This window comes from Chitinophaga sp. (assembly GCF_039596135.1).
Lineage (GTDB): Bacteria > Bacteroidota > Bacteroidia > Chitinophagales > Chitinophagaceae > Chitinophaga.
In genome coordinates, this window is sequence record NZ_JBCNKH010000010.1 from 119,724 (window position 1) to 143,411 (window position 23,688).

The following is a 23,688-nucleotide window of genomic DNA, read 5'->3' on the forward strand; positions in this document are numbered from 1 at the left end:
GTTAGTCTTTATTTGAAACACCCGCTGATGCAAAGCTGGCCATTTCATTCAGGAATGCTACGGCTGACTGTACCAGAGGATATGCTACAGCTGCACCGGTGCCTTCTCCCAAACGCATACCCAGTTGCAGTAACGGATCTGCTTTTAAATAGGTTAATAATTGCTGATGTCCCTGCTCGTTAGATTGGTGTGCAAATACGCAATAATCCAGGATAGCCGGATGTAATGCTGCTGCCACCAGCAAAGCAGCTGTTGTGATAAAGCCATCTACCAGTATCACCATTTTCAGCGCTGCTGCTTTCAACATTGCACCGCAGATCATGGCCACTTCAAAGCCACCGAAGGTTCTTAATATTTCCAAAGGAGACTTGTCAGCAGGGGCTTGTTTACGCAGTGCTTCACTCAATATTGCTTTCTTTTTTTCCAATCCTTTATCATCCAGCCCTGTACCTCTGCCTATACATTGTTCCAGCGGCAGGTTACATAACTGACTCATCAAAAGTGCGGCAGCAGAGGTATTGCCAATACCCATCTCACCGAATCCAATTACATTGCAACCGTCTGCATGTAATTGCGCCACCAGGTCAGCGGCACGGCTCATAGCAGTTGAGCACTGTGCCATACTCATGGCAGGTTCGTGCAGGTAGCTTTGTGTACCCGGTGCTACTTTCAGATCAATTAAATCCGGATGCGGTGCAAAGGTATAATTCACCCCTGCATCTACGACCTTGATGGCTATCTGGTGTTGGCGTGCAAACACATTGATACCCGCGCCACCTTGCAGGAAGTTGTATACCATTTGCCAGGTTACTTCCTGGGGATAAGGACTCACGCCTTCTTTAGCAATACCATGATCACCTGCAAATACAACGATTGTAGGTTTCGATAATACCGGCGAGAGGGTGTTTTGAATCTTTCCAATTTGTAAAGCCAGTTTTTCCAGTTTGCCCAGGGAGCCTAATGGCTTTGTTTTTAAGTTGATCTTTTCGGTTAGGGCAGCATCCAGGCTGTTGTTCAGTGATGTGATGTTAAATCCGGTCATTGTTAATTTAATTGATCATTCAGGCAGGTAGCATTCAGTTGTTGATGCTAAATCCGGTCATGTTTATTTAATTGTAATGGGCAGTCCTGATATCATCAGGGTTGCCTTATCAGCTTTTTGTGCAATGTATTGGTTCATCCATCCCTGCAGGTCTACGAACTTCCTGCCGATCTCAGTATCTGCATGTACGCCCATACCGATTTCGTTGGAGATGATGATGAGATTAAAATCCTGCGCTGCAAAGAGGTCAAATTCTGCCTGGGACTCTTTGAGTGCAATGTCTACGTTGTAATGTGCATCAGAGAAAAAATTGGTGAGCCACAACGTAACGCAGTCAAAAACCACGGTTCTGTTGGGCAGTAATAACCTGCTCACTTCTTTCTCTTCTTCTATATTTTCCCATTGATGATCTCGTTCCTGTTTATGCAGGGCAATCCTGGCCTGGTGTTCCGCATCCCAGATGCGGCTGGTAGCCAGGTAAACAGGGTTCGGTGACAGTTGCGAGGCTGTTTGCATAGCAAACTTTGTTTTGCCGGACCTTTGTCCGCCTGAAATGTAGTGGATCATCTGTTATAAGTTTAAATAAGTGGCTCCAATTACCTTTGCCAGTTCGGCCGCCCGGCCCAGTTTCACAAAACCGCATTCAATATTCACAACTGTCGTTGTGGACAAAGCCCTGAGGTGTTGTTTGAAATATGCCGCCAATTCGTGTAAACTACCACCGGCATTGATCTTTCCATCTGTGAAGATATATAGTTGTGTCTTGTCGGATGGTTGCATTTGTTGTATGAGCTGAAGCCCTGCTTTCAGGTTGGTTTTTCCGCCTGAAGACAATTGGGCAATACTTTGAATGAAACGGGTGACATCTGTTGTATAATGCGATACCAGTTGTGCATCACCCTGAGCCAGGGCTACAGCACCGTAGCGCAGGCGCTTGTGTTGGTGCTGCGCAATGGTTTGTGCAATGACGCCTTTGATGTAAGCGATCTGCCTGTCCCTGATCATAGAGCCGCTGCTGTCAATTAAAAATAACAAAGACAAGGCAGCTTTTGATGCTTTTCGCTGGTATTTTATAACTGGTTGACCTGTGAGCAGATAATTGGTCACAGTGCCGAGCAGATCCCGTGTTTTATAGTCATTGCCGGTGACCGGTGTGGTCTGCACAGGTACTGGCAGCCCTTTTTTGCGACCTTTTATACCACCTTGCAGTGGTAACCTCTTCTCCGAAGGTGCTGCCTGTAACAGGTAATTATTTAGATCGTGCTGACCTTTTTCGGCTCACCCTCCTTATCGCCCGAAGGCTTGCTTTCGCGGGAAGAGCTTTGCGGAGCAGGTGCCTGCTTTGAACGGTGGGAGAGAACGAAGTTTTGTACGGTTTCCACATCAGCAGCTGTTACAGTCGCTTGTCCGTGGTAAGCGGCATGTGCCCGGGCTGCTTTCATCAGTAATATATCTGCACGCATGCCTTCGACCTGGTGCCGGATGCAAAGTTCCGTTACTGCATCATAGATGGCGGCCGGTATTTTTACCGAAGGTAATACAGTTTGGGCGGCTACAATTTTAGCTGCCAGCAATGCTTCCTCATTTTTAAAACGGGCGGCAAACTTTGCTGCATCAGTATCAAAGGCTACCCTGCGCTGTACAATCTCCATCCGCAAAGCTTTATCTGTCGGCGTACTGATATGTACACTCAGGCCAAATCTATCTAACAACTGCGGACGCAGGTTTCCTTCTTCAGGGTTCATTGTTCCTACCAGGCAAAAACGGCTTTCCATCCATTGGGAGATGGTATCTCTTTCCAGGTAATAGCCACCGGTTGCAGCTGCATCCAGCAGTACATCCATGAGGTAATCACTCAGCAGGTTCACTTCATCAATATAGAGAATACCACGATGTGCTGCTGCCAGTAATCCCGGTTGAATTTCCAGGCGTTTTTCATTCAGGAGTACGTCCAGTTTCACGGTGCCCAGTACCCGGTCTTCCGTAGCGCCTATTGGCAGGTTTACAAAGGGAATATCCTGCAGCAGATGGCTCAGCCCTCTTACAGTGGTTGTTTTACCAGTGCCTTTGTCACCCAGTGCCAGCACGCCGCCCAGCCCGGGATCAATCATACAGAGCGTCAGTGCCAGTTTAAAATCTTCCTGTCCGCAGATAGCGGTAAAAGGATACGTGATCATACAAAACAATTAAATATCCATACACAGCCTACCCCAATAGAGAAGAGGCCAACGATTGCATTCATAGATTTGAACGCCACCTGGTTTCTTTCAATAAAACGGGATACGGAAAATGCCAGTACGCAACTATAGGTGGTCATGGCAATCACGATTCCCAGGCTTTGCAATATAATGATCCACATGGCAGTACCGGCATCTTTTGATGCCAGGATGAGGGCGATGGCACAGGCGCCGCCCGTACCCGCCAGTCCATGCAGCATGCCTACCCAAAAGGAACGGCTTAAGGGGTTCATGGCAATTTCCTGCCCCTGCTTGCCATGAATATGCAATGCATTGTTCAGGTGGTCGTGTGCTGCAAATTCCTTGTGTGTAGCCATTAGTTGCTTCAGCTGATGGTTTCTGCGGATGGCGGAAATACCCAGCCATATCATCACAGGGCCAACCGCCATTTCAGCATATCCGGATATATTTACCGGTAATGCTGATTTCAGTAGCAAAGCAAAAAAGCTGAACAGGATCAAAGAAACTGAATGCCCTAATGCCCATTGGGACGATCGCCAGATGAGTTTGCGGAGGTTCAGTTTATTGTTTGCCTTTTCAGATGCCAATACTGATACGGCAGCCATATGGTCCGGTTCAAAAGAATGTTGTACGCCTAATAGAATAGAATCCGTCAATAAAAATCCAATCATATTATATTATCATTCGCATCAATCAATAATATTTCCAGTTTCACGGCAGGAATGATGGGCTTGCACACATCATAACATCGTTCTGCCAATGTCTTGTAGAAAGGTTCCCCGGGTGTAAACGGAAACAGTTCCGTGAGTCTGCGGGCCAGGTTCAGGTCCAGGATTGGCTGGCATTGTGCTGCAGGATAGCCGCAACTCATAGCAAGTTCGTAAATGAATTGTTTATCCCAGCTGGATTTGCCACTATGTGTGTCGAGCTCTCCCTGTGCCAATTTGCAGGCTTTGCCCAGCATGATACCCATTTTCACATTTTGCAGGGGAGTGGTTTTGATTTTATTCAATGTTTCACCAATCCAGTTACCGTATTGTACAAAGGCATATTCAGGCAGATGGGCAAATCGCTTTCTTAGCAAATTTTCGGAGCGCCCGCCTGAGTTGATCACTATAGTGTCACAGCCATTGGCCAGGGATACGTCGATGCCTTGTGTAATGCTGGCGATATAAGCGGAGGCACTGAATGGTTTTACAATACCGGTGGTGCCTAAGATAGAAATACCGCCTATGATACCGATACGTGCATTTAACGTTTTTTTTGCAATCTCTTCTCCATTTACCACGAATACCTGTACATCTACACCTTGTGAGAGCTGGTGCTGATGGCGGATAAAGTTTACAGCATCCCGCATCATTTTGCGGGGCACCGGGTTGATGGCGGGTTCGCCTACACTGATGGCAAGGCCTGGTAGGGTGACTATGCCTACGCCTTCGCCTCTCAGAAAAACGATATCATCGCTCTTATTTAGTGAGACGGTACTACCTATTGTTGCGCCATGGGTGGCATCCGGGTCATCGCCACCGTCTTTGATGGTGGTGCAGGTGGCATTCAAAGTATTAAAGGAACAGGTCACTTTGAATAAAACCTTTTGACCTAGAGGTAGTGTGATCTCTGTTTCCTCTATGGGAGTTTGTGTTAATAGTGCAGTCAGCGCTGCTTTTGTACAGGCTGTAGCACAGGCGCCCGTGGTATATCCTGATCTTAGAGACATACTCCGTAACCTTTTAAGTGATCTAATAAGTTATGCTCGTGCACGGAAATAAATGCAGCAGGCAGGACGGGTCTGGTGATGATAAAAATGGGAATACCGGCAGCCAGTGCTGCATTGATTTTTACAGATAATAAGCCTGATTCACCACTTTCTTTTGTAAGTATACCTGTAATGTGGTGCGAAGCAATTAGAGCGGCTTCATTGCCGGGCATTTCACTTATTAATCGTTCCTGTGGAAACCCGGTTGATAATGCCAGTTCCAGGGAGCTTTCCCTTGGCAGGATTCTGAAAAATGTTTCGTGGGTATGCCAGTATTTACTTAATTGACTGATTGTTTGCACACCTGTTAAGGCTAATAACTTTTTTACAGGATGTATTGACAAATAGTCCAATGCTTCAGCATAGCTATCAAAATAGTGTACGAGCGGGTGTATTGTACGGGCAGGGTATTCTCTTTCAAAACGTAATACAGGCAGGTTTGCGGCTGCAATGGTTTGATGTAGAATGGTTGCAAAAGGATGACTGGCGTGTATGATTACGCGAATATCATTTGATGCACAAAATTCCTGTAAGGCGGTTGTGGTGAGTGGGCCATGCCTGTATGTGCCGTAGGTTTGTGGGGGGATTTCGAGTTTCGATTTGGTGGAATAGCAATAGGGGATGCCTGCCTGTTCCAGCAGGGTTATTGTTTTTCGTCCTTCTGTTGTTCCGCCGAATACGAGTATCATGATTTGTCAGATTTTAATCGCTTTTCCCGTTCTAAACGTATGTTTCCACTCAGGACTATACAAATGTGACCTGTTTTTCCTTGCACCAATCGCATCGCCAACAATCACCAATGTCGTAAGCGTCAGCTTATTCTCCCTGATTATCTGCGCCAGGTCTTTTAGCTGCCCGGTAAACACCGCTTCATCTTTCCATGTCACCCTGTACAACACCGCTACCGGCGTTTCCGGTGCATAATGTTCCAGCAATTGTGCCTGTACTGATTTAGCAATAGTCGCACTCAAAAAGATACACATCGTCGCCTTGTGCTTAGCCATCTCATTCAGTTTCTCATGCTCCGGCAATGGCGTTTTGCCTGCACCACGTGTAAGGATAATGCTCTGTACTACCTCCGGAATCGTAAACTCCGATTTCAGATAAGCGGCTGCTGCCTGAAACGAAGAAATACCCGGTACGATAGAATAGTCCATGCCTTTCTCATCAAAGATGGTCATCTGCTCCTGTATCGCACCATATATAGAAGGATCACCTGATTGTAAACGCACAATCAAATGTCCTTTTGCATAATGCTCTTCCATCAGGCTGATCTGATCTTCCAGCGTCATACTGGCGGAATTCCGTACCACGGCACCGGGTTTTGCATAATGTGTGAGTTCTTCCGGCACCAAGCTACCGGCATATAATATAAGGTCTGCAGCCTCTAATAACTGCTTCCCTTTAATACTGATCAACTCCGCATCTCCCGGGCCTGCACCTACAATCACAACTTCTGCCTTGCGCACGGCACTTTTATCAATCGCGATGGCCAGTGTATGTTTTTTGCCGGAAGCTACAGTGATCTTTTGTTTTTCCAGGAATACACTGGTATTACCAGACAGCAGCATGGCAGCTGCTTCAGATACACTATGTACACCTAACTTAGATAATACTATTGCTGATGCATTCGGAACTGTTTGCGTATTTAACTCGCCGGAAGTGAAGGTAACAAAGGGCACGCCCAACGTTGCGGCTAATGCAATAAAGGCGTTTTCATCTCCTTTAATATCAATAGAACCGATCGCTTTTAAAGAAGACAGAGCCAGTCCCTGAGCCTGAAATTGCTCACGTACAGAAGCCTCCAGCAGCTCAGTTTCAATATCTCTTGAACATCCCATACCAATATTCAATACCGGTGCATGGAAATGCAATGCCGGAACCGGGGGGGCATAGATCCTGTACGTAACCGCGATTAATAATTCATATTTCGAAAAATCAATCTCCTCATAAGCATAATAAATATCTGCAAAGGCTGGCTTCGTCCTTTCCAGATATTGGGTGCCCTTATCTTTAATATCTAATAGTACAGCTGTAGGCTTATTATTGACAAATAAGGCCGTCAGCGCATTAGTTGTAGTTCCTTTCCAGTTAAACTGCCCGGCTAATGTATCTAATGCCCACAACTGCTGCAGGTCACTACTGGTCGTAATCACTGCCTGACCTGCGGTAGCGCGTGCCAGTTTCGTAGCCAATGCATTCGCACCACCTTCATGACCAGATACTACTGCCTGCACATAATAACCATGATCATCCATATTGATCACTGCCGGGTCTGTATGTTTATCCTGTAAATGGGGCGCAATGCTCCTGACACAAATCCCCAATGCGCCTATAAACACCAGGCAATCAAACTTGTCGTAGTTGTCCTGTAAGAAGCCCGCAATGGCAGGAATGGTTGTTACCTGTTCATGTGTGCGCGTGCTCACCACTACAGCATGCGGAAACTCCTGCCGGATGCGCAAACCTAATTCCACGCCCTTGTCTGTACTGGCTATGATCGCTGTTTTATTCATGTCTATATTTTTTCTGCCGTCAGGACAGTAATCTGATTATGATCGTCAATTGTAATGTTTACAGGTGTATGCAGCTGATAATCTAATGCCATTGCTGTCTGCACAAATTGCTCCCTGCTTTCCGGCCTGACCGCATTCATTACAACACGGGTGCCTTTTCTTAAATAAATATTCAAGCGCTGGAATAATTCACCTAACCTATTTCCATGCCCGCCTATAAATATCGCATCGGGTAGGGGATACGCCGATAAATCGTGCTCAAACACATCGCCCATTACTTTTATAATTCCCGGTACACCAAATCTGCAGGCATTCAGATCCAGTAATGCATCACATTCTGCTCTCTTTTCAAAAGCCACTACCTGCAAATGAGGGAAATTATTCTTTGCTTCTATTGCCACCGACCCGGTACAAAAACCTATATCCCACAATGTTCTGCGCTCATATAGATCCAGCTGTGCTATACTCAATAACCGTATAGGGCTTTTGGTGATCATGTTCGGCCTGTTCGGCAAGCCTTCAAATAAAGCATCTGGTATGCCCATATATTTCCTGCGCGGAGTATCCTCTATTAATATCACACAATTCAACGCATGAAATAAACCCTCTGCAGCAGCTGATAACGAGATTGTTCTGATTTTTTCATCCACACCTTCCAACGCTTCGCCCACAATCATGGTATAGTTATCATACCCATATTCCAGTAACCGCTGTGCAATCGCCGCCGGGGTCTTTGCCCCATCAGTCAATACCCCGATCAGCTTTTCTCTCCTGATCAATGCTGCATCCAGTTCATCCCATCCACGCCCATGCACTGAAGTATTATACAATCCCGCATAACCAATATTGCTACGCTGGCACAATAACTGTAGGCTATTAAAATAGGGATACACTTTCATCTCCGCCGCTGGATCATATTTTCGGATACTATTCGCAAACCCATAAAACAAAGGATCGCCGGAAGCAAAGATCATCACACTACCATCCAGCTGCTGATACTGTTGTATCAATCCCGGTATATCTCCCGTAATATCAATCCACTCATACTCCGCAGGCAGGTATTGCTGCATTCGCTGATGATGTCTTTTCCCACCTGAAAAATACTGATGCTGTGGCAATAAGGATCGCACCTCTGCCGGCAGCACGAAGTGCTCATGATCTGAAATCCCTATGACCACATATTTATTCATAAGAAAACGCTGCATTTACTATACTCGCTGCCACATTGCTACCTCCCTTGCGACCTTTGATAATCACATAAGGAATATGCTTCATTGCCTGCAATTTCAGTTTTGACTCTACCACATTCACAAAACCTACGGGGGCACCAATGATACCTGCAGGTTTAAAACCCCTATTTCCCAGCTGGTCACACAACTCAAACAAAGCTGTTGGTGCATTCCCTACCACAAACAATGCCTCGGGGTGCTTCTCTATTGCCAACCGCATTCCTGCCTGGCTCCTTGTCAATCCTTCTTTTGCCGCCAGTTCCAACACACCCTCCGCATTCAGATAGCAATGTACCTGCGACTGGTACCTCTCCAAAAAAGAACGGGTAATCCCTGATTGTACCATCGTTACATCCGTCACGATCGTACCGCCCTTTTGCAGATATGCCTGCCAACGGTCAATCGCATTATCATTAGAATGATACAAATCTTCGTATTCAAAATCGGCGGTAGTATGTATACATCGTATTACAGCCCACTTATCTGCAGGGGATAAATCTGTACGTTGCATTTGCGCGGCTATTTGCCTGAAACTCTCATCCTGGATTTCCTGTCCGCTCTGCGGCTTTCTATCCAGGTACCCACGTGGCGTGACTAAGAATTGCTGGAACTGGTAGGTCTGTGAATTTCCCACCATCACCAGCGAAAACATATCTACTGTTTCTACCGGCAGGTCTTTCAACGTGGTGATCGTGATACTTTCTTCCGGACGTGTCACCTGTCGTATAATTGCCACAGGTGTATCTGGTGAACGATGTTCCAGGAAAATCTCTTTGAAGCGTTCCAGTTGCCAGAAGCGTTTTTTGCTTCTTGGGTTATATAAGGAAGTTACGAAGTCGCCAAAAGCTGCCGCTTTGATACGTTGCTCAATAGTCGTCCAGGGCGTCATGAGATCAGACAATGAGATACAGCAAAAGTCATGACCCAGTGGCGCACCCAGTTTTCCTGCAGCTGCTATAAATGCACTGATGCCGGGAATGGTCTGCAATGCAATCTCCTTTTCCGGGTGCCTGCCCGCGTACTGGTACACCAGCGATGCCATGGCGTAAATACCTGCATCGCCGGAGCTGATCACGACTACGTGCTTACCGGGGGCACAGCTGTCTACCGCCAGCACAGCACGTGCCTCTTCTTCTGTGAGGTCTTTGCCTATACAGGCGCAGCCTGGTTTCAGCAAATGACTGATGAACTGGAAATAGTAACTATATCCAATCACGATGTCCGCATCAGCCAATACCTGTTGCGCAACCGGTAATATATAATCAGCGCCGCCGGGACCTATGCCCACTACACTTAATCTCATAATTTCTTTAAAATAATCAGCGAAAAATAAGGTAGTTCCCTATCCTTAATGGCCTGTATATCTGTCGTAATAAACTGATCCGGCGTACCGAGTCGCTCGCAATACATCATGCGCAATGCCCTGTCGTGCATTACCGGTAACAGTGTCTTAATTACACTCCGTACTTTGATCAGTACCACCGTATCAAAAGCATCCAGGAAATGATTCAGTTGTTTTGCATCCTGCAGCCGTGGCAGAATAGCAATCTTTTCATTCAGCACGCCCAATGGAAAATGATGCGCTGCTGCACCATTCAGGAAAGAAGGTACTCCTGCTATCATTTCCACATCCAGCTTATATTGCTGAATATGTTCCATCAGGTAAGCAAATGTGCTGTAAAAAGAAATGTCGCCCTCACTCACAAATGCCACCTGCAATCCCATCTGGTAATCTTCCCACATCTGCAAAAACGTATTCGCATATGTACCTGCTACCTCACTTCTGTCAGTACTCATCTTCAGGAACATGCCCCTGAATTTGTTTTCATCCAGCTGATGATATTGCAATATTTTCAGGGAATAACTAATCGTACTGCCATCTTCCAGCAAAGAGCCGGGATAGTAAATTTTATCTACCTGCTGCAATACCTGCAGGCCCTTTACGGTTATCAGTAACGGATCGCCGGGGCCAAGAGATACGCCATATATTTTACCCTTTTTTGCCATAACTCAGATTCCCAATATCTTTTTAAACCTCGTAATCATCTTATTCCCCGTCTCTATCTTTTCATCTTCCTCAAACAATATTCCTTTTACCGCCAGATGATGCCCTACCTGCTCTTTCCCCACTTCTGCCTCAAATCCAATAATCTGCGTCCTGTATTTGCAAAGCTGGCAGTTCATCTCCGGTCTGCCGGTTTCTACCTCCCTGATTCGCTCATCAATAGTCTCCAACAGGAGCTCATCGCATTCAAACCCGGAAGTATATAATATCGTCTTATCTGTCTGTGCACGGAACTCGTCCAGCTGTGTATAGATCTTTTTCAATAACACCCCGGTAAACAGGAATACCGGTACCGCAATGATTTTTTTATACGGTAAGAGATTAACTAATGGCAAAGCCTCCTGCAGCAGGGGCTTCGTTACCCCGATATATGCCGTAGTTGCAAAGCCGAAGCCCATCCCTTCCCAAAGCATCCGGGTCATCTTGGCCACATCCGCATTGGCATCAGGGTCAGAAGTGCCTCTGCCTACTACCAGCAGGCAGGTATCGGACAGGTTGCCTGTACCACCTGCCTGCAGTATGAGTTGCTGTGCCAGTTTTAAGATGGATGGCGTAATGCCTATATGCCTGCCCAGCCGGATAGTGAGTCCTTCATACTGGCTTTGCAGGGTATTCATTTCATAAGGAATATCGTTTTTGGCATGCGCCCCGGCAAAGAGAATTGCCGGAATCGCCAGTATTTCGCGCACTCCCGCAAGGTACATACGTTCTACCGCTGCTGCATATACGGGATGTGAGAATTCCAGGAAGCCATAATCTACCATATAGTCAGGATACCGCTCTTTGAGCAGGGTGACCAGTTCTTTAAATCCCCGTACTCCTTCCGGGTCCCTGCTGCCATGTCCGCATATTAATATTCCTTTCATAATAATGCCAGTGGATTAGGGTATTTGAATGAATAATGCAGGCGGCTTCTGATCTTGTCTGAATTGATAATTTTGAAAGATAATGGCTTGCCTTCCGCAAAGGTAGGAACTTCCAGCCCCGCTTTTTCGGCTGCCAGGGTATAATATACTTTGCGGGTCGGATGCTCATCGGCGGCTGCATGGAAGATGCCTTCCCATACTTCCTGTTCAATGAGCGCACTGATCAGCCCAATACAATCATCCTGGTGGATCACATTGATAGGGGCATCGCCATTTTCCACATCTTTCTTGCCTGCCAGGAAGCGCGCCGGCATACGGTCGTAGCCGATCAAACCTCCTAATCTAAGTATGGTAGTGGTAAACTTCGTTTGTGACAGGAGCAGGTTCTCTGCGAGCAACAGGGCCTTGCCACTGCCCTTGGTGGGGGCCACAATGTCCTTTTCCGTTATCTCCCTGTTCAGGTCCGGATATACGGACGTAGAGCTGATAAACAGCACATGCCTGACGGGGCTCACTTCAATTGCCTGAATCAGCAGGGCAATCTGGGCGGGGTGGTAGGTATCGATGTCTGGTCTGCGGCCGGGAGGGAAATTGATGACCAGGATATCACTATCCAGGAATCCCCCCAGGTCATTACAGTCAATGGCCTGGTCGGTGATCTTCAACTGGTAGGGGAGCACCCCTTTGTCAGACAGTGTTTCCAGCTTTTCTTCGCTGGTCACAGACCCTTTGACCCGGTATCCCTGCTGAACAAAAAGCCCGGCTAATGGTAAGCCGAGCCAGCCACAGCCTAAAATGCTGATGGATTTGTTCTTTGTATGCTCATTCTGTTCCATTGTCTGGTTTGCTGAATTTGTGCCTCAAATATAAATCAGCGTACAATGAAATGATGATACTTATGAAAATTATTCCCACAATATTGTTCTGTGTGTCATTCAATTCCAGGGAAGTATTCCATGTACTGAGTATTTTATAGACCGGAATTACAAAACACATGATTGTAATCAGTACATTCAATTTGAACCGGTGGTTCCTGATTTTTTGCTGGTCAAAGGTCTTGAGTAGTTTGCTAAGTAGCATGGAATCGCAGGTGCCTGTGAGGATCAGGCCCAGGGAAAATACTACGCCACCCATAATGGCATAGATCCATTGGTTGGATACCGCCACAGCATATCCAAAAGCCGCAATTTGCGAAGAGGTGTCAAAGATAAATCCGAAGATAATGCCCGTGAGCACTACCGTAAAGGGATTCAGGCTGTTGCTGAATGCTTTTGGGAGTAGTCTTTTCCGGATACCAGTCAGCTGTACCTGGCCTCTTTTCAGGTACACCAGGTTCGAAATGCCCATGAAGAACAGCATGAGCGAAGCAGTCCATTCTACCACGATATCCAGCAATGGGGGGATATTAAAATTGTTCTTCAGTATACAAAGGAACAAAGCGATGGCAGTGACCATAATGCCGTGTCCAAATGTAAAGAGGGTACCTACCCATTTGCTCCACGTGCTTTTGTGCATGTGTAGCCGGTAAGTATAACCATCGATCACAGTGATGTGGTCCGGATCCAGTCCATGACGGAGGCCAAGGACGGCCAATACGATAAACCCTGAAATATCGGTTCCCATAATTAAGAGATGAGTGCTCAGACTTCCAATTGAGCGGGTTGAACGGTGTTTATTCAGCTTTTGCTGTGCTGAATATTACAGGTTGTAATGCGAGTGTATCTGCTTCGGGAAAGCATAATTGTGGTGTCAGTACCCTATTTTGTAAGAGGTGTAGCGTTACAATATCGCGCGCAATCTCAGGGTTTACGCCACCATACCACGCGCCTTCGGGGTGAATGAATACAATCGGGCCACTGGTGCATTGTCCCATGCATTTGGTGCGGATGGTATGAATTTCATCGTCCATGCCATATTGGGTGAGTTGTGCCCTCAGGGCTAACGTGTTTTCGTCTGCACCGCCTTTGGTACAGGTTCCACCATTGCAAATAAAAACCATCTTCTGAACCCTGGTCAGATCCTTAATAGCCATACCTTTAAAACATTTAATACAGTTAATTACCCGTTAACGATTAAACAAGCAGACAGGAGAAAAGAAGGTAAGCGCAAACACTGCATATGTTGTTTGCAATCCCTGTACTTTTTTCCCGAAAGCATTGGATAAGTAGTTATAGTTTTTGGCAGGTCTTCTGACTTGTTCCACTTTTAACGCCTTCCCGTTCCCGGGGGAACAGTGGCTTTGCAGATGTTAAAAGCGATTGATGGAACTTACAGCAGCGGGAACTGTTCTGGATTTGCACCGGATTCCCTTTTAATTTTAGCCACCGGGGAGGCGGATAAAAACCATAAACCGGGGTAAAAGTAGTAAATTAGTTTTACAATGGAATAAAAATAAATAATACGATCACCACGACCACAAAAGTTACTGCGTGATTTAGAAACATCACTTTTCGTAATTCGGAATGATCAATCTCTCTCTGGTGCTCCCCAATATACGGCTTCTCTACCAGCACCCCATGATACACATTTGGTCCGCCAAACCGGCAATTCATAATCCCCGCCAGCGCAGCCTCCGGGTAACCTGAGTTGGGACTCGCATGCCGGTGCCCGAATTTGAAAATATACTGCCATCCGCGCTTACTCAGGGTGACCAATACCATCAAAAATGCCGTTACTCTCGCCGGTATATAATTCGCCACATCATCCAGCCTGGCTGCGAAGCGGCCAAAATATAAGTACCGCTCACTTTTGTAACCAATCATTGAGTCCAGTGTATTGATCATCTTGTACAACATCATAGCCGGTACTCCGGCCACTGCATAAAAAAGCAATGGTGCAATCACCCCGTCACTGAGGTTCTCTGACAGGGTCTCCAATACCGCTATCCTTACCTGGTTCTCTTCCAGCCTGGAAGTATCCCGTCCTACGATCCAGGAAAGGCGTTTTCTGCCCGCTTCCAGCCCATGGTGTAATGCCTCATAAACGGCTGTGCCTTCCTGTAAAAGGCTCTTATTGGCCAATCCGTAAAAAACGAAGATACTGTTGAAAATATACCTGGCCCAAACCGGCAATATTTCCTGCATGTAATAAAAGAAAGCAAATACCCCCAGGCATAATACCACGGTCATAAAAGCTCCTTTCAAAAGACGATACCCGCCCTTATTCAGCTTTTTTTCACCAAAGGCGATCATATTGCCAAACAATCGTACGGGATGGGGCAGCCACCGTGGATCGCCCAATAGCAGATCCAGCACATACCCTACCAGCAAAGGGATCCAAATCATCTTTCCATCCATGCATTGATGCCTTTAATCAATAAAGCATTTTTATCCGGCGTCTGTGTTGCCACCCTGAAATGTTTTGGACCCAGACTTTTAAAATTGCTGGCATCCCTGATCAGTAAACCATGTTCTTCTACCAGCCAGGCTTTTAAGTCTGCCGCCGTACCCTGTATTAATTCACACAAAAAGAAGCTCGTACTTGTCGGCAGCACATTCACATGTATACTCAATGCTGCCATTAAGTTCGCCGTATCCTGCAACAAATCAGCTACCTCAAATGTGAGTTGCTCTTTATGGGCTGTAATATATAATCCCGCCTCTATTGCCAGTGCATTTACGGACCATGGCATTTTTGAAGCTGTAATTTTTGCTATTATCGAAGCACTGCTTAACAAGTATCCCAGTCTTAACCCGGGTATCGCATAAGTTTTCGTCAGTGATTTAATAATAATTAGATTGGGTAAGTCTGCCAATGAATTTACCAACGACGTTCTTTCACGGGTAAAATCTACATAGGCTTCATCGATTACAAAAGTTACCTCCGCATTATTAGCAATTAACGTACGCAGAAACTCAACTGACAGCAAAGCGCCTGTAGGATTATTGGGATTGCCTAAAAACACCAGCGCTGTTGTGAATTTCGAACCTGCATTTAGCGAACTCCATTCCAGATAAGAAACGGTTATATCATTAATTCTACAAGCATCTTCATACTCTGCAAATGCAGGGATTACAATTGTAGCCGACTGTCTCCGAAACGCATGCGCTACCAGGTAAAACGCTTCTGTTGCGCCATTTGTGGCCAATACCTGCGATGGCAGGAGGGAATGCCACTGTGCCAGTGCTTCCTGCAAACTCTGTGCATTTGCCTCCGGGTAATTTTTTAATCTGAAAAGTTGCGTACTCAGGTGTTGTACCAAACCAATGGAAAGTCCTTTGTAATAAACATTAGAACTAAAGTCAGCAAGGATTTCCCGGGAATACAGGTATCTGTCATCTCCATGACCTAATATCATTGTTCACTTTTTAATTGACTGTAAATGTAGGCAATATCGATATGTTCGCGCAGATGTTGTGCCAGTTTATCGTACTGCTCCTGCTTATAATGATTGTAATCGAAGGGGGCCGCTGCTTCCAGGCTGAAGGGCGAAAGCAGGTCGTCTACGACTACAGGGTTATCCAAAATGCCATGTACATAAGTGCCCCAACAGCGGTCGTTCAATAAATACCCATCTCCATGACCATGTGCCATTGTATTCAACGGGGTGCTGCTGGCAGTAATGCCCATATGAATTTCATATCCTTCACAGACAGCGCTGGTATTTTTATATTGAAAGGAACATTGCTGTGTAGTCTTTTCTTCCGTCAGTACCGTTGTTACAGGTAGCAGGCCCAGCCCGGGCATAAAAGAAACAGTGCCTTCCACACCAGCAGGGTCTTCTACATGCTGCCCCATCATCTGGTATCCCCCACAGATGCCGATCACGGTCTTACCAGCCTTGAATGCCTGGGTAATAGCCGTTGCCACACCATTGTTTTTGATATCTACCAGGTCTGCAATGGTGTTCTTACTACCGGGAATAATCACGATGTCTGCCTGTGCAATTTCAGCAGCGTTGTTACTATAATACAAATGAATCCGCTCATCTTTTTCCAGTACGGTGAAGTCCGTAAAGTTGGATAAGCGGTTCAGTAAAACTACCACTATATTGACTTTGCCACTGCCCGCCTGTTGTTGTTTGCGGGCCAGCGCCACAGAGTCTTCTTCTTCCACATAGATATCAGGACGATAAGGAATGATACCAACTACCGGTACGCCACACAGCTCTTTCAGCATGGTTTTGCCACTTTCGAAGAGACGTGCGTCTCCCCTGAATTTATTGACGATGATCCCTTTTAGTAATGCCTTTTCTTCAGGCGGCAATAATGCAATGGTACCATACACGCTCCCAAAGATGCCGCCTTTATCAATATCTGCAATGAGGTATACATCTGCACCGGCATGTAGTGCCATGCGCATATTGGTAATATCCCGGTGCTTCAGGTTCAGTTCACTGATGCTACCTGCACCTTCCATCACCACGGGGTTATATTGTGCCTGCAGTCTGTCAAAGGCTGCTTTGGCCGCATTAAACAATTCGTGCTTGTTATTGCCCATGAAGTAATCGTAGGCGGACTGACTCCCAACAGGTTTACCCATCAGTACCACCTGCGAGGTCTTGTCATTCGTAGGTTTCAGTAATACCGGGTTCATATCTGCACTACAGGGCAGGCCACAGGCTTCTGCCTGTACGGCTTGTGCACGGCCTATCTCCAGCCCGTCGGGAGTGACGAAGCTGTTGAGCGACATGTTCTGCGCCTTAAAGGGAGCTGGTTGGTAACCATCCTGTTTGAAGATGCGGCAGAAACCGGTATTAATAAAACTTTTCCCGACGTCTGAAGCGGTGCCTACAAACATGATGGGTTTTAATTGCTGCATAGCGTAGGGCGTATAGATAATTTTGCAAATGTACTATCTTTGACCAAATGAAGAAGCCTCAGTTTTTAATCGCCGCACCATCCAGCCATTCAGGCAAGACTACACTCACTTTGGGATTGCTGCGGGCATTGCAGAACAGGGGCTTGCAGGTACAGCCTTTCAAATGCGGACCTGATTATATCGATACCACCCACCATACCCGCGCCGCCCGCCGGCAAAGCATCAATCTTGATACTTTCATGATGAGCGAAGCACATGTAAAGGAATTGTATTGCCATTACAGCAGTGATGCAGATGTAGTCGTTACAGAAGGAGTAATGGGGTTGTATGACGGCGCAGTGAAATGGGAGGGGAGTAGTGCCGCGATTGCAATGCTACTGGATATACCTGTTATACTGGTGGTGAATGCAAAGGCGATGGCGTATTCAGTGGCGCCATTATTGTTTGGGTTGAAGAATTTTAATCCGCAGGTAAAAATCGCCGGGGTTATTTTCAATTTTGTCAATACAGAAAGTCATTACCAGTTTCTGAAGGATGCGTGCGAAGATGTGGGAATTACACCATTAGGGTATATTCCTGTCAATGAAGGGATAAAGATTCCTTCCAGGCATCTGGGACTGGCTTTGTCAGGTGAAAATGATTATGAAGCAATCATTGAGCAGGCGGCTGCTCATATCAGTAAGTGGGTAGATATTGATCGGTTACTGGCATTGACTACCCAAAGCACATCTTCATTCGAAATAAATCATTCTTTATCTTCAAAGCAATTAAAAATCGCCATTGCCCGGGACGAAGCATTCAACTTTATTTACGCAGAAAATATCCGGCAGCTGGAACGGCAGGGACAGGTGATCTTTTTTAGCCCGCTCCATGATACTGTTTTACCACAGGCAGATTTGCTCTATCTCGCCGGAGGCTATCCTGAATTATACCTTTCCGCTTTGCAGGATAACCTTTCCATGCGCACCGCCATCCGTTACTATTGTGAACAAGGCGGGCGTGTGATGGCAGAATGCGGAGGAATGATGTACCTTGGCCAGATTATTACCGACCAGCAGGGTAACCGCCATGAAATGTGCGGCTTTATGGATCTTGAAACCAGCATGGTAGATGCTCGCTTATCACTTGGTTATCGCAAAGTACAAATCGACAATGCCGTGTTGAAAGGACACGAATTTCACTACTCATACGCAAAAGAAAATAGTCCGCTCACCACCATCGGCCAGGTGCAGAATGCCCGTGGAAAAGCCGTGACGACACCCGTCTACAGACAACAAAACGTCGTCGCTTCCTACATTCATTTTTACTGGGGAGAAGACGTCGCAATACTATTATCATTATGGAACAAGTAAAGCTTTTTATGATCCTTGCAGGATGCAAACCTGCAGGCAGACACACAGAACAGCATGATGTATTCTTTGGCATTGCCCCTTCCCTGAAGGAGGTATTGCCGGCCCTGGAAGCCTTCTGGCCCGAAGCAAAAGGGAATCTTCACATCGATGGTTTTAGAGAAGTGACACTGGTAGATGATATGCAGGTACAGGTCATACCCCGTACTGAGAAAGTAGCCGGTGGCACACAACTGTATTTCATCAACCTGGGTGGATACAAAGAAAATGAAATGGAAGAGTTTCATTACAAACTTCTCTCCACTGGCAAGGAAAAGAACGAAGCCCTGAAAAAAGCAAAGGCCACGGCTTTCTTTAAACATACTTCATTCCCGGGTGCTACTTCTCATATCGATGACAAGTACGGAGTAGATATCGATGACTTTGCCCTGATAGAAGATATTCTACCTGCTGATGTCAGGGCGCAATATGCATTGCAATTAACACCTGCGGGGCCGGAGGCTGTGGCAGATAAATTGAATTTAGGATATTTCAAACTGGATAGGATACTGAAAGGAGAGCTTACTTCCGAATAGCCCGCAGCATCTCTCTTTTTCCCGGAGGGCCGGCTAATTTTTCGACGGCAAAACCTGCCGCCAGCATAGCCCTCCGCACATCTCCCTTGCTGCAATAGGTGACCAGTATACCACCCGGTTCTAAAAAAGAAAATAGTTTCTCAAAGACTGCTTTTGTCCATAGTTCAGGTTGTGCTGCAGGTGCAAAGGCATCGTAGTAAATGAGGTGAAAAGTTTGCGCAGGTGTTACTGTCATTAACGAGGTGTGTGCCTTATGTAAAGTAAACTGATCGGAAATTTTTACATCTTCATTCCAGGGGTAATGATGCATAGCGTTACCATAATTCAATCCTTCCACTTCTGTCGCTGTCAAAGGGAATTGCTCTACGGCATAGTAGTATACAGGTGTGGTAGCGTACTGCAAGGTTAACAACGCATTCAGTCCGGTACCAAATCCCATTTCAAAGATGCGGATAGCAGGTGCCTGCACGGCCTGCAGTCCCGCATGTATAAATACATGCATGCTTTCCTGGATAGCTCCGTGGGTGCTGTGATATGTTACATTCATATCCGGGATAGCTATCGTATGTGAGCCATCTGCCGTGACCTGTAATTCCCTTTTCATGGTACAAAGAAACTTAAAAACAACTTAAAAATCCACCCCTGCTACCCCTCTGCATCTATACAAGGTAACTTTAAGAACACTCCCTTAATAACCTGAAAACCCGATTACGCATGAAACACTCCTATGTTGGCGGCCTGATGCTCATCGCCGCTCTTTTCTTTGCTGCATGCGGCAAAGAAACCACCAAATCTGCCCCGGACACTACCCCTGTTACAACTGCTACCGTCGCTACCGACAATTCAGCGCAGGCTGGTATGGTACTCACTCCCGGAGGTTGGCGCCCTGCAGACAAAGTCAGCAAACTCGAACAGGGACAACACCTGGATGTACAGGATGGCCGGTTACGAGCCATTGACGATGCCACCGGCAAAGTCTCTAAAGACTTTGGCACTATCCATGCCGATGCCGGTGCATTGCCTGACTACCCCGGTAATGTCAACAACGCCGCTCCTTTAGCGCGGAAAGTAAAACCCCTCAGCTCCGGTTGGATTGCTTATACCTACTGGAGTAACCCGGTGAGCACACCGATTTCCTATTTCTCTACCACATGGACGGTACCACCCGCACCTTCCACTTCCAATGGTCAGACCATCTTCATGTTCAATGGCCTGCAAAACAGTTCCTACATCCTGCAGCCCGTTTTACAATGGGGCCCTTCTGCCGCAGGTGGTGGTAACTACTGGGCTATTGCCAACTGGTATGTAGATGGTTCCAATGGAACAGCTATCTTCAGTAACCTCGTCAGGGTCAGCGCAGGTACGAGTCTCACCGGTATCATGACCCTCACAGGCAGCAGTGGCAGTACTTATAGCTACACTTCCGCCTTCTCCGGCTATTCATCTATCAATCTCTCAGTGAGCAATATCCAGAAGCTCTATTGGGCTGCGGAGTCACTGGAAGTGTATTATCCTGTAGTATGCACTGATTATCCGAATACTACGAAGACAACCTTCAGTAATATCCAGATCCAGTTGCAGGGTGGCTCCCAGGCGGCATTGTCCTGGACGGTGGCAAATGCTGTAACGGATTGCGGACAGCATGCGAGTGTGGTAACGAATGGTACACCGAATGGTGTGGTAGATATTTACTATTGAACCTAAGATGAAAAAAGCAACAACAAAACGCATCTGCCTCCCGGTAGGTGCGTTTTGTACGTTATAACGTCTAAATATTATTCCCACTACGATCAAAACTTTTCCTTTTTGCGTAAATCCTCCCACTTTGGGATGCTTAGTTTTGCGGGCCAAAAACCAAAGACATATAAACAGGCCCATTATGAACCAATTTTTCAACCGTTACACTTTTACCATAACGCTGCTTTGTTCACTACTACTTAGTTACACCGCCAAAGCAGACGAATTCCTCTCCGCTATCAGGGGGAAAGTTATTACCGCCGATGGCCAGCCAGCCCCTTACGTAACCGTACAGGTCAAAGGAACCGGCAGGGGGATTGTAACAGATCAAAATGGTGAATTCGTTTTCAAAAAGATAAAACCAGGTACATATACCCTCCAGGTTTCCCTGATCGGATATGAAACCGTAGAGCAGACAGTAACCGTGGAAGAGGATAAGGTAGCCCATGTATCTATCCAGCTCAGTGCTACCAATCAACAAATGAAAGAGGTGGTAATTGTTGCTGACAGGAATAAATACAAGGTAGATGCACCATCCACCTCCCTTCGCATAGCCACCCCTATCAAAGATGTACCGCAAAGTATCGAAGTGCTTACACACGAAGTACTCCAGGATCAGCAGATCTTTGATATGCAGGAAGACGTGTCCAGGAACATTTCCGGTGCCATGCGTATAGGTCACTGGGATATTTATACCAAAATCCAGGCACGTGGTTCCCAGCTCTCTGCTTTTAGAAACGGTATGAACGTAGTAAGCAGCCCCTGGAGCCCGCTTACTGAAGATATGAGCATGGTAGACCGTATCGAGATCGTAAAAGGCCCTGCAGGCTTTATGCTCTCCAGCGGGGAACCTTCCGGTTTCTATAACGTAGTAACCAAGAAGCCTACCGGTTTGAGTAATAATAATGAAATTGCCCTGACTGTAGGTAGCTTTAATACCTACCGTGGTACACTGGACCTGGATGGCAAACTCTCCAAAAATGGCCGGCTGCTGTACCGCCTGAATGTAATGGGCACACAGCGTGATTCTTACCGTGATTATGAATTTAATAACCGTTACTCTATTGCGCCGGTATTGAAATACCTGGTAGATGACAGAACATCTGTAACGTTGGAATATAACCGCCAGTTCGTGCAGGAACAGGTAATCGGCAGCAATTACGCCTTCTCAAGAAAAGGATATGCCGATTTGCCGATTCACTTCACCACTGCTGATCCGAAACTGGATCCTACCAAAATCACCGACCAGAGCCTGACCGGTACTTTCGAGCACAATTTCAACGACAACTGGAAATTCACCGCACAGGTGGCTTACCTGCAATATGACCAGAGAGGTCAGAGCATGTGGCCTTCTTACTTCTCTTCTTTCAATGATAGCCTGCTGCAAAGGAATATCGGTATCTGGGATGCATTGGCCATTAACCGTACCGGCCAGTTCTTTGTAAATGGTAAATTCAAAACCGGCCCTGTTACTCACACCGTACTGGGTGGCCTGGATATGAAACGTAGTCAGTATTGGGCTGACTGGAACCAATCTCAGTCACTGGGCGATACTACCTTCAACATTTACAAACCTACTTATGGCAATGTAACCCAGCCTACCTGGGACCGTTCTAAAAACATGCGTGTAAGAGGTGTGGAATATGATTATGGTTATACCACCGAATACCTGCAGGATGAACTGGGTTTCCTGAACAATACCCTGCGCCTGACTATCGCCGGTCGTTATACCACTAATATCTATAATACCCCTTACGCTACCACGAAGAATGAAAGTAAATTCACGCCGCGTGTAGGTCTGAGCTATTCTGTAAACAGCAGCCTGAGTGCCTACTTCGTATACGATGAAGTGTTTATGCAGAATGGGGGTACGGACTGGGAAGGTAAAACCTTCAAACCACTCACAGGCTCCAACCTGGAACTGGGCGTGAAGAAGGATTGGTTCGGTGGCCGTTTCAGCACAAACGTTGCGATCTACCAGATCGTGAAGAACAATGTACTGGCTACTGACCTGGAACATGAATCACCTACTGCAGGCTTCATCTACAGCCGTACCAACGGCCAGCAGAAAATCAAAGGTGTGGAAGTGGATGTAAAAGGTGAGCTGGCGCGTGGTCTGAGTGTAGTAGCTAACTATGCTTACACCGATGGCCAGGTAACCAAAGATTCTTATGCTAACCTGGTAGGTAACTATATCTCCGGTACCGCAAAGCATATCCAGAACAGTTGGGTCACTTACCGTGTGCCTGTGGGTGTGTTGAACGGTCTGCGCATCTTTGCTGGTTACCAGTGGCAGATAGACCGTATTGCTGGTCAGGTGTATGATAAGTCAGAGAACTTCCTGCCTGATTACTTCAGATTGGATGGTGGTGTTGGCTATAGTGTAAACAAATTCAGCTTTAATGTGAATGTAAATAACATCCTGAATAAATACCTGTATACAGGTGCACCTTCTTACGACAACAACGGCAACCATATTTACTACTGGCAGGCCGAAGCCGGAAGAAATTTACGCGTATCTACTAGCTATCGTTTCTAAGTACCATTAAAAGATGACTAAAGTGTGCAACTGCACACTTTAGTCCTTTATTAAAA

The 23,688-nt window shown here is 46.4% G+C and carries 23 protein-coding genes and 1 riboswitch; of the genes, 4 read left to right on the forward strand and 19 right to left on the reverse strand.

What is annotated here, in order from left to right:
- Window position 1: 1 nt before the first annotated feature.
- The 18 genes from cobT to ABDW16_RS09760 form a co-directional block, all read right to left on the reverse strand.
- On the reverse strand, window positions 2-1,042 hold the full coding sequence (gene cobT / locus ABDW16_RS09675) for a nicotinate-nucleotide--dimethylbenzimidazole phosphoribosyltransferase (RefSeq protein WP_343669343.1): 1,041 nt from the start codon (window positions 1,040-1,042) through the stop codon (window positions 2-4).
- Between the two features lie 63 nt (window positions 1,043-1,105).
- Complete coding sequence (locus ABDW16_RS09680; protein ID WP_343669344.1) at window positions 1,106-1,609, reverse strand: bifunctional adenosylcobinamide kinase/adenosylcobinamide-phosphate guanylyltransferase; 504 nt, start codon at window positions 1,607-1,609, stop codon at window positions 1,106-1,108.
- Between the two features lie 3 nt (window positions 1,610-1,612).
- On the reverse strand, window positions 1,613-2,206 hold the full coding sequence (locus ABDW16_RS09685) for a VWA domain-containing protein (RefSeq protein WP_343669345.1): 594 nt from the start codon (window positions 2,204-2,206) through the stop codon (window positions 1,613-1,615).
- Window positions 2,207-2,295: 89 nt separating this feature from the next.
- Window positions 2,296-3,219 (reverse strand): AAA family ATPase, encoded by a 924-nt coding sequence (locus ABDW16_RS09690; RefSeq protein ID WP_343669346.1) that lies wholly within the window; start codon window positions 3,217-3,219, stop codon window positions 2,296-2,298.
- Window positions 3,216-3,911: a hypothetical protein gene (locus ABDW16_RS09695; protein ID WP_343669348.1), complete on the reverse strand. Its 696-nt coding sequence runs from the start codon at window positions 3,909-3,911 to the stop codon at window positions 3,216-3,218. Before ABDW16_RS09695 ends, ABDW16_RS09690 begins: the two co-directional genes overlap by 4 nt.
- Complete coding sequence (locus ABDW16_RS09700) at window positions 3,908-4,957, reverse strand: cobalt-precorrin-5B (C(1))-methyltransferase (protein WP_343669349.1); 1,050 nt, start codon at window positions 4,955-4,957, stop codon at window positions 3,908-3,910. The genes ABDW16_RS09695 and ABDW16_RS09700 overlap by 4 nt, the downstream gene beginning before the upstream one ends.
- Entirely contained in the window at window positions 4,948-5,685 is a 738-nt protein-coding gene (locus tag ABDW16_RS09705; protein ID WP_343669350.1) for a precorrin-6A/cobalt-precorrin-6A reductase, read from the reverse strand. Before ABDW16_RS09705 ends, ABDW16_RS09700 begins: the two co-directional genes overlap by 10 nt.
- 6 nt (window positions 5,686-5,691) lie before the next feature.
- Window positions 5,692-7,512: a precorrin-4 C(11)-methyltransferase gene (cobM, locus tag ABDW16_RS09710; protein ID WP_343669351.1), complete on the reverse strand. Its 1,821-nt coding sequence runs from the start codon at window positions 7,510-7,512 to the stop codon at window positions 5,692-5,694.
- Between the two features lie 2 nt (window positions 7,513-7,514).
- Window positions 7,515-8,702 carry a precorrin-6y C5,15-methyltransferase (decarboxylating) subunit CbiE gene (gene cbiE, locus ABDW16_RS09715; protein ID WP_343669353.1) on the reverse strand — a complete coding sequence of 396 codons (1,188 nt, stop codon included), beginning with the start codon at window positions 8,700-8,702 and terminating at the stop codon, window positions 7,515-7,517.
- The gene (gene cobJ / locus ABDW16_RS09720; protein ID WP_343669355.1) at window positions 8,695-10,044 is read right to left on the reverse strand and encodes a precorrin-3B C(17)-methyltransferase; all 1,350 of its coding nucleotides are present in this window, start codon (window positions 10,042-10,044) and stop codon (window positions 8,695-8,697) included. The genes cbiE and cobJ overlap by 8 nt, the downstream gene beginning before the upstream one ends.
- Window positions 10,041-10,748, reverse strand: a complete 708-nt coding sequence (gene cobI / locus ABDW16_RS09725) for a precorrin-2 C(20)-methyltransferase (RefSeq protein WP_343669357.1) — start codon at window positions 10,746-10,748, stop codon at window positions 10,041-10,043. The genes cobJ and cobI overlap by 4 nt, the downstream gene beginning before the upstream one ends.
- A 3-nt stretch (window positions 10,749-10,751) precedes the next feature.
- A complete protein-coding gene (locus ABDW16_RS09730) occupies window positions 10,752-11,672 on the reverse strand; it encodes a sirohydrochlorin chelatase (RefSeq protein WP_343669359.1) in 921 nt (306 codons plus the stop codon).
- Window positions 11,669-12,508 carry an SDR family oxidoreductase gene (locus ABDW16_RS09735; RefSeq protein ID WP_343669360.1) on the reverse strand — a complete coding sequence of 280 codons (840 nt, stop codon included), beginning with the start codon at window positions 12,506-12,508 and terminating at the stop codon, window positions 11,669-11,671. Before ABDW16_RS09735 ends, ABDW16_RS09730 begins: the two co-directional genes overlap by 4 nt.
- Window positions 12,495-13,295, reverse strand: coding sequence for an NAD+ synthetase (locus ABDW16_RS09740; RefSeq protein ID WP_343669361.1), 801 nt, complete (start codon window positions 13,293-13,295; stop codon window positions 12,495-12,497). Before ABDW16_RS09740 ends, ABDW16_RS09735 begins: the two co-directional genes overlap by 14 nt.
- Window positions 13,296-13,344: 49 nt before the next feature.
- Window positions 13,345-13,704 (reverse strand): (2Fe-2S) ferredoxin domain-containing protein, encoded by a 360-nt coding sequence (locus tag ABDW16_RS09745; RefSeq protein ID WP_343669362.1) that lies wholly within the window; start codon window positions 13,702-13,704, stop codon window positions 13,345-13,347.
- Window positions 13,705-13,833: 129 nt separating this feature from the next.
- Window positions 13,834-14,035: riboswitch (cobalamin riboswitch) on the reverse strand.
- 12 nt (window positions 14,036-14,047) lie between these two features.
- Entirely contained in the window at window positions 14,048-14,956 is a 909-nt protein-coding gene (gene cbiB / locus ABDW16_RS09750; RefSeq protein ID WP_343669363.1) for an adenosylcobinamide-phosphate synthase CbiB, read from the reverse strand.
- The gene (locus ABDW16_RS09755) at window positions 14,953-15,969 is read right to left on the reverse strand and encodes an aminotransferase class I/II-fold pyridoxal phosphate-dependent enzyme (protein ID WP_343669364.1); all 1,017 of its coding nucleotides are present in this window, start codon (window positions 15,967-15,969) and stop codon (window positions 14,953-14,955) included. Before ABDW16_RS09755 ends, cbiB begins: the two co-directional genes overlap by 4 nt.
- Window positions 15,966-17,432 (reverse strand): cobyric acid synthase, encoded by a 1,467-nt coding sequence (locus tag ABDW16_RS09760; RefSeq protein WP_343669365.1) that lies wholly within the window; start codon window positions 17,430-17,432, stop codon window positions 15,966-15,968. Before ABDW16_RS09760 ends, ABDW16_RS09755 begins: the two co-directional genes overlap by 4 nt.
- A gap of 47 nt (window positions 17,433-17,479) precedes the next feature.
- Here ABDW16_RS09760 and ABDW16_RS09765 point away from each other — a divergent pair, with 47 nt between their 5' ends.
- Together ABDW16_RS09765 and ABDW16_RS09770 are read left to right on the forward strand one after the other, a co-directional pair.
- Window positions 17,480-18,784 carry a cobyrinate a,c-diamide synthase gene (locus ABDW16_RS09765; RefSeq protein WP_343669366.1) on the forward strand — a complete coding sequence of 435 codons (1,305 nt, stop codon included), beginning with the start codon at window positions 17,480-17,482 and terminating at the stop codon, window positions 18,782-18,784.
- Entirely contained in the window at window positions 18,772-19,356 is a 585-nt protein-coding gene (locus ABDW16_RS09770; protein WP_343669368.1) for a DUF1543 domain-containing protein, read from the forward strand. The genes ABDW16_RS09765 and ABDW16_RS09770 overlap by 13 nt, the downstream gene beginning before the upstream one ends.
- Here the strand turns inward: ABDW16_RS09770 and mnmD are convergent.
- A complete protein-coding gene (gene mnmD, locus ABDW16_RS09775) occupies window positions 19,343-19,960 on the reverse strand; it encodes a tRNA (5-methylaminomethyl-2-thiouridine)(34)-methyltransferase MnmD (RefSeq protein ID WP_343669370.1) in 618 nt (205 codons plus the stop codon). The two genes, ABDW16_RS09770 and mnmD, sit on opposite strands and share 14 nt — an antisense overlap.
- A 110-nt stretch (window positions 19,961-20,070) precedes the next feature.
- Between mnmD and ABDW16_RS09780 the strand changes: the two genes are divergently transcribed.
- Complete coding sequence (locus ABDW16_RS09780; protein WP_343669372.1) at window positions 20,071-21,054, forward strand: hypothetical protein; 984 nt, start codon at window positions 20,071-20,073, stop codon at window positions 21,052-21,054.
- Between the two features lie 181 nt (window positions 21,055-21,235).
- Window positions 21,236-23,632, forward strand: coding sequence for a TonB-dependent receptor (locus ABDW16_RS09785; RefSeq protein WP_343669373.1), 2,397 nt, complete (start codon window positions 21,236-21,238; stop codon window positions 23,630-23,632).
- Window positions 23,633-23,688 lie beyond the last annotated feature (56 nt).